The sequence below is a fragment of the Acinetobacter sp. GW821-FHT09D10 genome (assembly GCF_059416285.1).
Map to the genome: position 1 here is coordinate 317,155 of NZ_JBWKOW010000002.1, position 12,665 is coordinate 329,819.

Here is a 12,665-nt window from a genome sequence, read left to right on the forward strand (position 1 = left end):
ATGAGAAATTACATCTGACTCTGGATGTAATTTTCAATGCCAACGTTGCCGATAAGGTCAATCTGAGTATCTAACCAGTCCCAATATTCTTCTTCTTTTTCTAAAATTTCTTGAACGAGATCACGAGTCACATAGTCTTGCTCAGTTTCAGCTAAAGCTACTGCTTGCTGAATCGCTTCTATATTTTCTTTCACTTTACGAATGTCACAGTGTAGAACTTCTTCTGTGTGTTGACCAATGTAAAGTTTACCTAAATGCTGAAGATTAGGTAGGCCTTCTAAAAACAAAATACGTTCAATAATTTTGTCTGCATGCTTCATTTGACGAATTGATTCTTTATATTCGGCAGAACCTAGCTGCTCAATTCCCCAATCATTAAACATGCGTGAATGCAAAAAGTATTGATTAATTGCAGTTAAATGATGATACAGCACTTGGTTAAGCTGATTAATGACATCACGATTGCCTTTCATTGTAGCTACTCCAAAACAATTTCTGCCTTAATCCAATTAAGGCAATCTATAAAAACATTTTAGTGAACAATCATGGATATGGCGAGTAGTTTATGGAACAGCAAATGAAAATCGCAATCAAAAACAACACAATATTAGGAAAGAAGAGTTTCTAACCAAAAAAAACCGCTTGAATGAGGAACTATTAACGTTCCGCAAAAAGCGGTGGAGGAGCTAATAAATACGGTTAAATGTTTATAATTCTTTTACGCAGCTACGGAAATACGAGCAGCGATTTCTGATAATTCTTCACTAATAATAGCACGTGCTTCTGGTGCACAGCGTCCACAGCAAGTACCGAGATCAAGCAAGTCGCGAATTTCGCGATAGCTTTCAGCGCCATTTTCAACAGCGTCTTTAATATCTTGATCGGTAATGCCACGACACAAGCAAACGTACATGGGAGTGATCCCCAAATATAAATGCGATAATTGATATTATTGATAATTATTATCGTTTGTCAATGAAATTCATTTAAAATCTTATTTATTATTATTGGGATTTTGGATAAAAAAATACCACCTAAGCGGAAATCTGAGTGGTGTTCAGATTTTACGCAAGGGTGGTACCTAATTTAGAGCTAAATATTTTTTAATTTCGAGTGTTTAATATTTTGTATCTTATTGATTGATAATAACAATACCATCCATTTCTACTAGTGCACCTTTAGGTAGACTAGCTACACCTAATGCTGCACGGGCTGGGTAGGGTTGAGCAAAATATTCACCCATAATTTGGTTTACAAGTTGGAAATTTGATAAATCGGTTAGGAAAATATTAAGTTTGGCAATGTCTGCAAGTGAACCACCAGCAGCTTCACAAACCGCTTTTAAATTATCAAATACACGGCGAATTTGAGCTTCGATACCTTCTACAAGTTCCATACTGTATGGGTCTAAACCAATCTGCCCTGAGAGATATAGCGTATTGTCTACTAAAATAGCTTGAGAGTATGTGCCGATAGCAGCAGGGGCATTTTCAGTATGAATCACTTGGCGGGACATTTGGTTCTCCTTGATTAAATCTCTTTCCATCATAATCGATGATAGGTTTGGACAAAAGTATCATCGATTTAATTGATTAAGTGAATTTGGAAAGTTTGATTTTGTTAAAGAAACATAAACCTGACCAATAGCTCTTGTAAAGATTAGCTTACTTTTGAAACTTCCATTTGGGGATTAGGAGCATCCAAACGTTCAATACGCGGGAAACCATAATGCATACGTAAGTCACGGATGACTTTTGCAATATGTTTACGGTTGTTGACTACAATATTAACAAAAGTTCTTTGCTCATTTGAATGAACCATCTCTACCCCAGCATTATTTTTACGACATTGATAGATCAGGTCTGATACCTGTTCATCATTCATTGCCATATCTATAGCGAGGTAGGCGGTAAAACGTACATCATCTACATCATCTGCTTTCCATTGAAGCGGCATAATATTTTCAGGATGTAGATGTTGTTCATGTAGCAAGTTATGGCAGCGGATGCGATGCACAATTAACCCACGACGTGTTAAGTGTCCCTGAATTGGGTCACCTAAAACTGGATTGCAGCAATGCGCATATTTAACGTCGATCCCTTCGGTACTCTGAATAAGTCGATCTGAGTTTTCTACTTGAGGGTGTTTGTCATGAGCAAATAGGTGATTAGCCACAAGTTGAGGAAGTAAGTCACCAACCGCAATTTGTTCAAACAATGTATTCTTGTTATCGATGTGACGCCACTGCAGTAAATCTAACCAGTCAGCATCAGAGAGATCACTGATTGAACGATTGAAAAGTTTTAATGCACGGGAAAGTGCTTGCTCACCGACAAGACGCTGTTCTTCAATTTCTTGATCTTTAAGAACATGTTGTAAAGCACGACGGGCTTTTTGCGTATTAATAAAGCTTAACCAGTCTGGATTTGGTGTTGCTAAAACATCCGTAATAACTTCGATAACCTGACCGCTAATTAATGGTGTAGATAATGGTTTAATCTCACCGTCCACTTTTGCACCAACTGCATGGTTACCTAAAAATAAACTTGCTGAATAAGCAAAATCAACTACGGTAGCACCTTGTGGTAACTCATGGAGTTGACCATGTGGTGTGTAAACCCAAATTTTTTCTTGATGTAAGTAATCTAATAAATCATTGAAGGTTGTTTTTGCACATTCTCCATCGATAAGCGTATTCAGGTTTTGCATAGAGGCTTGAATGGCTGAGCGACAAGTTTGTGGTGCATTTTCACCGAGCACTACCCCGAAACGGGCGGCTTTACGCATAAGTTCGGTTTGAATAGTAAGGGATAGTGTGGTTTTTTCGCCTTTAAGTTTAATCAGTAAAGATTGGTTGCCTCCAGGTAACGGACGACGGATATGGTCCTGATATTGAATCACCTGAAAATTTTCTCTTAAGGCATCAACTAAGCGGTCACAGTCAGCAATTGTTTGTAAAACGATTTCAAAGGCATGACTATGGGTAAGCTCTTGTAGATCCATCTCATTTTTAACGAAATGTCGTAATAATTCGATATTGTTATTTTTCTTTTTAATGCGGCCTTGAATATGATAGTTGTGGAGAAGTTCAGCGAGGTTTTGTTCCCAGATACTTTGATATTTACATCGCTCTGGTTTGGTTTGACGTAGTGCATTTTGCACATTATCAAACATATCGAGATCAAGATTTTGATAACAAAGATTTTCTAGATTATCACCCATTTCATTCATGCCGACTAATCTTGCCATTGGCACAAAGATATCAAGAGTTTCTTGAGCAATGCGGGCTCGTTTATCTGGACGTAAAGCACCTAGAGTTGTCATATTATGATAGCGATCGGCTAATTTAATAATAATGACACGTGGGTCCTGTAGGGTCGCTTGCAAGATTTTTCGGAATGAGGCGGCCTTGTTATATTCTTTATCACTTGACTGGCTAAGTTTGGTTACACCGTCAACCAGCTCAGCAACTGTCAGACCGAACTTTTCAGTAATATCTTCTTTTGTATATTGAGTGTCTTCAATAACATCATGCAAAAGTGCTGCCATTAAAGTTTCAGCATCTAAACGCATGTTCGCAAGAATGCAGCTGACAGCGATTGGATGCAGAATGTAGGGTTCACCACTTTTACGTGTAATGCCAGTATGCGCTAGATCGGCAAAATCACAGGCAGCAAGCACTTTCTCGACCTCACTTACCGATAAGTAAGGGTCGATAATCAATTTAAGCTGTTGCTTGGCTTGGCTGACCTCTTCGCCTGGCATAAATCACCCTTTTTCCTAATGCTGAGAAACTAAATCTATCTACTTCTTAATGAAAAGCATATTGCGGAACTTGTCAATTTTTTCATTTGAAAAAGTGTATTTTTTTTTCAATGAAAATAATTGCTTTTTTCAATATCTTTAAATTCAAGACAAAGCCAAATAAAAAACCACCGCAGAAAAACGATGGTTTTTTTATGGAACAGAGTTAATTAGAAAGAAAAACCTTCTAAATTCAAGCTGTTTGTAGAAAGAGCAAGATCAAGACTAGAAGTTTGATAATCTTGTTCACGTTGTTTAAGAATTTCTTTCGTAACGTGTCCTGCCGCGATTTCGCGCAAAGAAACTACAGTCGGTTTGTCGTTATCCCATTCTACAGTTGGCTCCATGCCTTGACGTGCCAATTGACGAGCACGTTTACTTGCAACGAGCACAAGCTCAAAACGGTTGTCTACATGATCTAAACAATCTTCAACGGTGACGCGTGCCATAAAAGTTCTCGTTTTGGAATGGTGAATTTGAACAGACTAAACAGTATAAAAGGCTTTCGATCCAGACTCAAGTTATTCCTGTTTTGGTTGAGGAGTAATCAAGTCTTGAATTAATGTTTGATGACGTTTTGCTTGCTGGGATAACACTAAACGGTTTGCTGTAATCACAGCTTCAAGCTCATGTAAGGCTTTATTAAAATCATCATTAATAATGATGTAATCAAAGTTCGTGTAATGCTGCATATCTTCAACTGCACAGCTTAAACGATGTTCAATGACGTCAACTGAGTCAGTGCCGCGATTAGATAAACGCTGACGTAGGTCAAACTGTGTTGGCGGTAAAATAAATATTTGCTTGGATTCAGGAAAAAGTTTGCGTACTTGCTCTGCACCTTGCCAATCAATTTCAAGTAGAACATCGTGTCCTTGAGCTAACTGTTGTTTTACAGTTGCTTGAGAAGTGCCATAGTAATTACCAAATACTTCAGCGTATTCGATAAAGCCTTCATGGTTTACTTGGTCTAGAAAGTCATCTTTAGTAGTGAAGTGATAGTGAACACCATCTAACTCACCAGGACGTTGACCTCGGGTAGTATGCGAGACTGAAACATGTAAATTGCTTACACGGTCAAGCAAGGCTTTCACCAAAGATGTTTTGCCTGTTCCTGATGCAGCAGAAACGACAAACAATAGACCCGACATGATATTTTTCCTGATATGATAAAATATCTTCGCTATTGTAGTGTACCGTGCGTTTAAACTGAATAGTTTTAATTGCAAATATTCAAGAGAAATTCCCCTGTTTTATTAATTTTGAGGCTGTTATGGAAATTGTGTTAGCTAATCCGCGTGGTTTTTGTGCCGGTGTTGATCGAGCCATAGCAATCGTCAATCGGGCTTTAGAATGTTTTAATCCTCCTATTTATGTACGTCATGAAGTTGTACACAATAAATTTGTGGTAGATGACTTACGTCAAAGAGGGGCAGTTTTTGTTGATGAACTAGATCAGGTTCCGGATGACTCAATTGTAATTTTTAGTGCGCACGGTGTTTCAAAAGCCGTTCAACAAGAAGCGGAGCGCCGAGGCTTAAAAGTGTTTGATGCGACTTGCCCTTTAGTTACCAAAGTTCATATTGAAGTGACTAAATATGCGCGTGAAGGTACTGAAGCAATTTTAATTGGTCATGAAGGACACCCTGAAGTTGAAGGAACAATGGGCCAATATGACAAATTGAAAGGTGGGGATATTTATTTGGTTGAGGATGAAGCTGATGTTGCTGCACTTGCAGTAAGACATCCTGAAAAACTTGCATTTGTAACTCAAACAACTTTATCAATTGATGATACGGCTAAGGTTATTGATGCTTTGCGTGCAAAATTTCCTCATATTCAAGGGCCACGTAAAGACGATATTTGCTACGCAACTCAAAACAGACAAGATGCTGTACGTGATTTGGCCGAACAGTGTGATGTGGTATTGGTCGTAGGTTCACCTAACTCATCAAATTCAAATCGTTTACGCGAGCTTGCAGAGCGTATGGGCAAAGCCGCTTACCTTGTAGATAATGCTGATCAGTTAGAACAGTCATGGTTCAATGATACTTGCAAAATTGGTGTGACAGCGGGTGCGTCAGCGCCAGAAATTCTAATTAAGCAAGTGATTCAACGTTTACAAGACTGGGGCGCGCAAGCACCTAAAGAATTAGATGGACGTGAAGAGAACATAACCTTTAGTCTTCCTAAAGAATTACGCATTCACGTGACTCAAGCATAAAGTGTGACTTATTTAACATACTGATTTTAAAATAGTAAAACAGATAATTGTTGACATGACAGTTATCTGTTTTTTTATACCCTTTATCTGCTTTGTGTTTTTTTTGTAAATATAAAAAGTAAAATTTAAATAATAAATAAAAATTTTTAAGTTTATTTGGGGTTTCTGGGGATGAGGGGAATTATTCCGCAAGACGGGTTCACCTTGGTTGAGCTCATGGTGACGATTGCGGTAATGGCTATTATCGCAATGATGGCTGCGCCGTCTTTTACTCAACTCATGGCAAAACAAAGATTAAATGCGAATACGAGAGAGTTGATCTCAACCTTATCTCAAGGGCGTAGCCAAGCTGTTTTATTAAGAAGAAATGTTACCGTTCATTTAGTTGATGGAACCAATACAAATACAGATTTTTATTGGGAACTCACTTCAGGAAATCGAGTAACTGCTCCAACATCAATAAGTAGTATTACTTTTGGTAGAGATGGAGCGTTAGTTTTAGGTATTTCTGCTGACACGGATTTTGTAATTTGTAACTCAATAGCTAAAACTCAAAAATCCTTTGCGTTAACTCGGATGGGAACTGTTTATTTAAAAAATGACGGAACTTGCTCATGAATAAATACAATCAAAAGGGCATAGGGATGATGGAAGTATTAGTTGCTTTACTGATTCTTGCGATAGGAGTTCTAGGATTTACTGCATTGCAGTTAAGAGCCGTTGATGCCACAGATGAGGCTATGAGCAAAATTCAAGCTATGAATCTTGCAAGGGATTTAGCTGAACGTATTCGTGTAAATAGGGCTGCATTTAGTACTTATGACAATAATTTAAATGCAACCACACAAAGTACAACAGCGACTCCAGAATGTATTCAAACTACAAATACGACACCATGTACTACGTCTGTTCAAATGGGAAATTATGATACTGCGCAGGTTGTTAGTCAGGCAAATGATCTAGGAATGAAGATTCGCTTACCCGACTGTCAAGTGAGTGGTACTCAAAGCCGCAAGTGTGTCTATGTCGCATGGGGGAAAACAAAAGCAATAAATAGTTCTACCGACTCAGATGCTTGTACGAATGGTGGTGCATATTTGCCCCAAGCTAAATGTGTCGTCATGGAGTTATATTGAGATGAATAAAATATATATTCAGCAGGGATTCACACTTGTCGAATTCATGATAGCAATTGTTTTGGGGCTATTGATTACAGCTGCTGCAACCCAGCTATTTCTTACGGGGCAAATTTCTTTAAATACTCAACGAGCGATGGCTGATCTGCAGGAAAGTGGAAACTTCGGATTACGCTATATCTCGAATGATATTCGCAAGAGTAATTATGGAAATAATAACATCATAAATGATCGACTAGCTAACGGTGGAATTGTAATAACAACAAGACAAACTTCCCGCTTTCCAACAGTAGCAGGCCCAACTTATACGGCAGATACGATTCCAACGAATATCCCAGACACGATTCCTTCAACAGTAGCTGTACCAGTCACAAGTTTTGCTACCAATGCAAGTAATGTGCAGGTTTCGGCTGTACCTCCTGCCACAGGAAAAACAAATCAAGGCAGCGATCAATTGGTTGTTCAATTCTTTGCAGAGCAGGCAGGCATCGATTGTGAAGGCAATAATTATGAGGCCAATAGATACATTGTAGAGCGTTTCTTTTTGAGATCAGATTCAAATGCCATATCAAATGAACCTAATACTGCATTAGCACTTGCATGTGAAGCAGGTTCATATGTATCGGATGACACCACGATTTTAAAAAATCCTTCAACATCTACGGCTGTATTTGGTACGACAGCAGGAGAAATCTTGGTAAGACGTGTAGATCATTTGCACTTCCTGTTAGGCATTTCCGATGATACCAATACAACAAATTTTCGTTATATCTCGATTGGACAATATCTTGCTTTGAATGCAAATCCGCGTCCGCGAGTTAATTCTATTCAAGTAGGTTTGCTTGTACGTTCTAATGAAAGCATTCGTGAGAATGGTTTGGTTTCAAATAGCCAAACTTATAAAGTGCTTGATCAAAATGTATCTATTAAGGTGCCGACGGGAAACCCTCCAAAATATTTGCGTACAGTTATTACTCAAACTATCGCCTTGCGTAATGGTTTGTTTTCTCAAGATACGGCGGTAATGTAATGAAAGTACAAAAGGGTTCAACATTAATCGTTGTTTTAATTTTACTGCTAGTGATTACAGTAATTGGGACGTTGGCTGTTCGTCAGAGTCTAACAAGTTTAAATATTGCAACAAACAGTCAAGCGCAACAGTTACTCATGCAGTCATCTGATTCTGTACTTTACCGATTAGGTGCCGAAGGCTTCGCTAGTACGAGTGGTAATCCCACAAGTTTGCTTGGCTTTGCATTGCAAAATCAGGGAAAAGAAGTAGTTTTTTGTTTTAGAAGCCAGACCTCTCCTGCAACGTCTTTTTCTGTCGCAAATACAAGTACCTTGCAGTGGAATGAAGCAAATACAGACATTACTGTAAATGGTGTATCTGGGTTTTGTGATTTAAGTGCAGTTAATGATTATGCTAGCCGTCGTAAAGCACAAATGACACAAGTTGCTATTATTGTAAATCCACCGCTAAGCACACCTGCACGCCCATTACAAATTGTCACTTTAGGGAGCGATCTTGAAAGTTTGGGGAAATTGGATAATGAGCAAACAAAAAGAATAAGAGTATATGTGACATCTATTTTACCCAATTTATCCGATGCTTCTCAGGCTGATATTACAAATTGTCTGAAACGTCCAAATAGCCAGCCATTATCCGGTTCAAACTCAACAGTATCGAGTTGTTTACAAGATTTGAATGTTCCATTTAATACGCAGTTTCAGGATTTTATGTTGAGTACATATCAACGTCAGAACTCGGTTTAATTGGATTATTGGGGAATAGATGAAATGAAAATATTAAAGACAAAAAAAGCTAAAGTTTTAAAGTATAAACTACTCGTCATGGCGCTATCTGCCATTATGACTGGTACAGTAACAACATCAGTTGTTCGTGCAAGTGATGTGCAAATTTATCAAAATCCAACAGCGACAAACTATCCAATTATTATGTTGGCGATTGATAACTCACCAAGTATGACTGCTCAAGATGTCCAATATAATGGCATTAATACATCACGTATTAATGCTTTAAAAAGTTCACTAAAAGATGCCTTAACTGCTAAAAATGTGGATGGAACTTATAAGATTCCTGATAGAACTTATATTGGTTTAGCTGTTTTTGCAGATGCGGGAAGATCTAAAATTTTAGTGGCAGCAAAACGTTTAGATTCAATTGTCAGTGGTACAACAACACATAGACAAGATTTAGTAAATACAAAAATTGATTCCATTTCTACAAGTGGAACTAGTACCCCAACAGTTACTTTATTTGCCGAGGCTTATGCTTATTTATTAGGAAGCAGAACAGATAGTACAAATAATGTAAGTACAATGACTGATTATACTCAATCAAATATACAAGGAATGGATTTAGCATCCTCCGATATTATGGATAGTTCTACCAAACGGTATAAAGCACCTATTGAAAAACTATCTACAGAATCAGATAAACAATGTTCTACTCAGGGCGTTTTCTTTCTGACCGATGGTGCCCCAACTAGGATTGTTCCACCACAAAGTGCGTTATTACTTAAAAACGTTATTTCAAATGCTAATTTACCCAATTCAGATAATACAGCTATTTTAACTTCAAATATAATTAATGGAATAGATAGTGATATTCCTGCAGTTTATTACAATTATGACAATGCATATAACAAGGATGTAGGAAATGGTGAATTTTATGAAATGAAATTAGGATCTGCTTTAAGGCAATCAGATATTTCGACAAATTATACAATAGCAGAAAAATATCAGGATCGAAGTAGTTGGCCTTATATTGCTAATTTAGTTAGAGCTACAGCAAATGCGCCTAAAACATCCAAAAAAAGAATTTATCTCTCAACAGTAGGGTATAGTCCAATGCTGACTGGCTCAACTGGTGAGATTTGCACTAAGGATGGAAGTGGTCGTGAAGAGGCTTGTATTATTCCTCAATTAATTAAAAATGCAGATAGTTCAAAAACACAATATTTTAAAAGATATGCAAATACTTTAAATGCAAATGCATTAAAAATGTTGGGAGATAAAGTTGGTGAAGGAGATACTTATGGAACCGATAAACCTATTGGTGGCTATACCTATGCAGATACAGGTGAAAAAGTACAAAATGCTTTGTTAAGGTTTGTTGGAGCAATTAACCAAGGTTCTTTTGAGGCAGCTAGCTTCGGCACCTATGTGGTACCTGCTGATCCAATGGCAACCAGTGCATCTTATTCTTATGTTTTTGCACCACAATTTCAACCTAAAGTAAGTGGATCGGGTGGGACAATAGTCTCTACGCAACAGTTATGGTTAGGTAACCTTAAAAAATATACCTTAAACTCATCTGGTACTATGGTTGATGTGAGTGGTAATACCGTATTAAAAAATACAGGTGGTATTAATACTTTAACTCAGGATTTTTGGAATGCTGAGAATATTAATGATGGAGACGATGCTCTCAAAGGTGGGGCGTGGTCACAACTATCAGTTCCAAATACGACTTCAGGTACGCTGAGCACGGTAACTAATGCTTCAGATATTCAAACCCGGCCTCTCTACATTAATGCAACTATTCCGACAGCTTTAACTGATACAAATAAAAATAAAGTTGTAGCTGCAAATAGTTTAACTCAACTGAGTACGCAAAATGTTCTGACTGCTAGCTATATTGACAGTACAGCAGGTTCAGGAACGACGGCATGGCGACAAAACGTTTACCAACCTTATCTATTATCTGCACTAGGTTATAAGCTTACAAAAACTGAATTAGAAGCCAAAACAGCAGGCTATAAGTGGGATACTGTTGATAAAGTAAAAAACTTAAACGTTATGCAGCAAATGGGTGGCGTATTACATTCTGACCCATTACTAGTGACTTTAGAAGCCAAATATGACCCAACTACAGGTGCAATTTTAAGTAATACTCAAAGTACAGTAAACCGTAAAGATTATATTGTGATGGGATCAATACAAGGTTTACTACATATACTGAATCAAGCCACTGGTAAAGAAGAAATGGCTTTTCTTCCCAATGAAATTCTTCAGGATGTTAATCGTCGAGATGCTTTATTAGATGTGAGTAATACAACAACATCTACAACAAATCCATTTTATGGTATCGATGCTCAATGGGGTTCATGGATCGAATATAATGTTGATGCGACGAATAATAAATTTAAAGCCAATATTGCCAATATTTATGGTGGTATGCGTATGGGTGGAAAAAGTTATTATGGCTTAAATATTAAAAATCCAGCAGATCCAAAATTTTTGTTTCAGATTGACCCTGTAAATGGGGTAATTAATAGTGGCACCAGTGGGGTGTCTGCTACAGGGAACCAAGTAACTGCACTTCAGGCAATGGGGCAGAGTTGGTCCAAACCAACACTTGCAAAAATTCGTCTCAATAATCAAGTTAAAAATGTCATGATTGTAGGAGGTGGATATGATCCAGCTTATGAGACGGATGGTTATCAGCCGACTTCAACCACTGTAAATGCTGGCGCTGGTATTTATATTTTTGATGCGACTACAGGTGCTTTATTGTGGGATGCTCGTTACGGTAATAGTAATAGCACTAGTACGGTTGATGTCAAGGATAGTAATTTAAAATATAGCGTAGTGAGCCAAATCAAAGCTTTTGATCGAGATGCAGATGGTTTGGTTGATAATTTATATTTTGGTGATTTAGGTGGGCAAATCTTTCGCGTTGACTTGAATAATGGTTATGGAACATCAACAACAAATTTTGGTCGAGTAAATCGACTCGCGAACTTTTCAGCACTTAACCAGCGTTTCTATGAAATGCCGACTTTAAGTATTCATGATCGTAACGGTAGCCGTTTTGGTGTGCTTGGCATTGCTTCTGGTAATCGAAGTTTTCCTTTGAACAAAGCCAATAGCAATGATAATCGAATTTATGCCTTATATGATTATGATATTGCTTCATCTAATTTATACAGTTCAACATTCTCTAAAACCAGTAATTTAACAGAATCAGATTTATATGATTGGAGTGCTATTGCCAGTACAAATGTAGCAAATCTGATGAACAATACTAAAAAGGGTTGGTACTATGTTTTGCGTGAAACTGATGGAACAGCCCAAACTGCAAATACGGGTACAGTAAAAGCACTTAATGGATACCTTGTGGTTGCAAATACCGCTCAATTTTCAGATTTCTACGTATCTTTATATAACCCCAATCATGCTTCAACCAAACAGCCAAATGCGTGTACAGGGGGCATTACAGGTTCAAGTGTAATCCGCCGTTTATGTTTACCTTATGGGGTTTGCGGGGATGCAACCGATGCTACTAATTTTAATGCAAATAAGATTGGTGGCAATGTCGGTAATGCTTCTGATGGCATTAGTAAAATTAATGCGGGAGGATTTTCAAATGGCGTAAATAATTTGATTAAACTCCTACCAGAAGTTGGGCGAAATTATAAAACGACAAAAATATTTCAAAGTACAAATTGGTATGAACGACAATAGGAGATCTC

Annotated in this window: 12 protein-coding genes and 2 pseudogenes; 6 read left to right on the plus strand and 8 right to left on the minus strand. The window is 37.7% G+C overall.

Annotated elements, in window-relative coordinates:
* Window positions 1-8 precede the first annotated feature (8 nt).
* The 7 genes and pseudogenes from bfr to gmk form a co-directional block, all read right to left on the minus strand.
* Window positions 9-473, minus strand: a complete 465-nt coding sequence (gene bfr, locus AC07M3_RS08165; protein ID WP_005038304.1) for a heteropolymeric bacterioferritin subunit Bfr — start codon at window positions 471-473, stop codon at window positions 9-11.
* Window positions 474-718: 245 nt separating this feature from the next.
* Window positions 719-913 carry a bacterioferritin-associated ferredoxin gene (locus tag AC07M3_RS08170; protein WP_004639703.1) on the minus strand — a complete coding sequence of 65 codons (195 nt, stop codon included), beginning with the start codon at window positions 911-913 and terminating at the stop codon, window positions 719-721.
* 219 nt (window positions 914-1,132) lie between these two features.
* Window positions 1,133-1,516 (minus strand): RidA family protein, encoded by a 384-nt coding sequence (locus tag AC07M3_RS08175; RefSeq protein ID WP_002116996.1) that lies wholly within the window; start codon window positions 1,514-1,516, stop codon window positions 1,133-1,135.
* Window positions 1,517-1,659: 143 nt separating this feature from the next.
* Window positions 1,660-3,765: a RelA/SpoT family protein gene (locus AC07M3_RS08180; protein WP_004639700.1), complete on the minus strand. Its 2,106-nt coding sequence runs from the start codon at window positions 3,763-3,765 to the stop codon at window positions 1,660-1,662.
* Between the two features lie 39 nt (window positions 3,766-3,804).
* Window positions 3,805-3,894, minus strand: a pseudogene (locus tag AC07M3_RS08185) (hypothetical protein); the annotation flags it as partial.
* Between the two features lie 80 nt (window positions 3,895-3,974).
* A complete protein-coding gene (gene rpoZ, locus AC07M3_RS08190; RefSeq protein ID WP_002116990.1) occupies window positions 3,975-4,253 on the minus strand; it encodes a DNA-directed RNA polymerase subunit omega in 279 nt (92 codons plus the stop codon).
* A gap of 72 nt (window positions 4,254-4,325) precedes the next feature.
* On the minus strand, window positions 4,326-4,955 hold the full coding sequence (gmk, locus tag AC07M3_RS08195) for a guanylate kinase (RefSeq protein WP_003653783.1): 630 nt from the start codon (window positions 4,953-4,955) through the stop codon (window positions 4,326-4,328).
* Between the two features lie 122 nt (window positions 4,956-5,077).
* On the opposite strand from gmk, the gene ispH reads away from it, so the two are divergent.
* Window positions 5,078-6,028 (plus strand): 4-hydroxy-3-methylbut-2-enyl diphosphate reductase, encoded by a 951-nt coding sequence (ispH, locus tag AC07M3_RS08200; protein ID WP_003653781.1) that lies wholly within the window; start codon window positions 5,078-5,080, stop codon window positions 6,026-6,028.
* Here ispH and AC07M3_RS08205 read toward each other — a convergent pair.
* Window positions 5,994-6,294 (minus strand): annotated as a pseudogene (locus AC07M3_RS08205) (hypothetical protein); the annotation flags it as partial. The gene ispH and the pseudogene AC07M3_RS08205 sit on opposite strands and share 35 nt — an antisense overlap.
* Here AC07M3_RS08205 and AC07M3_RS08210 point away from each other — a divergent pair.
* Genes AC07M3_RS08210 through AC07M3_RS08230 form a run of 5 tightly spaced genes read left to right on the plus strand, consistent with a single transcriptional unit; the run spans window position 6,200 to window position 12,657 of the window.
* Window positions 6,200-6,646 carry a pilus assembly FimT family protein gene (locus AC07M3_RS08210; RefSeq protein WP_494566981.1) on the plus strand — a complete coding sequence of 149 codons (447 nt, stop codon included), beginning with the start codon at window positions 6,200-6,202 and terminating at the stop codon, window positions 6,644-6,646. The pseudogene AC07M3_RS08205 and the gene AC07M3_RS08210 overlap by 95 nt on opposite strands.
* On the plus strand, window positions 6,643-7,164 hold the full coding sequence (gene pilV / locus AC07M3_RS08215; RefSeq protein WP_419296081.1) for a type IV pilus modification protein PilV: 522 nt from the start codon (window positions 6,643-6,645) through the stop codon (window positions 7,162-7,164). The genes AC07M3_RS08210 and pilV overlap by 4 nt, the downstream gene beginning before the upstream one ends.
* Window position 7,165: 1 nt before the next feature.
* Window positions 7,166-8,194 (plus strand): PilW family protein, encoded by a 1,029-nt coding sequence (locus tag AC07M3_RS08220; protein WP_494566980.1) that lies wholly within the window; start codon window positions 7,166-7,168, stop codon window positions 8,192-8,194.
* The gene (locus tag AC07M3_RS08225) at window positions 8,194-8,940 is read left to right on the plus strand and encodes a PilX N-terminal domain-containing pilus assembly protein (protein WP_494566979.1); all 747 of its coding nucleotides are present in this window, start codon (window positions 8,194-8,196) and stop codon (window positions 8,938-8,940) included. Before AC07M3_RS08220 ends, AC07M3_RS08225 begins: the two co-directional genes overlap by 1 nt.
* A 24-nt stretch (window positions 8,941-8,964) precedes the next feature.
* Window positions 8,965-12,657 (plus strand): PilC/PilY family type IV pilus protein, encoded by a 3,693-nt coding sequence (locus AC07M3_RS08230; RefSeq protein ID WP_494566978.1) that lies wholly within the window; start codon window positions 8,965-8,967, stop codon window positions 12,655-12,657.
* Window positions 12,658-12,665 lie beyond the last annotated feature (8 nt).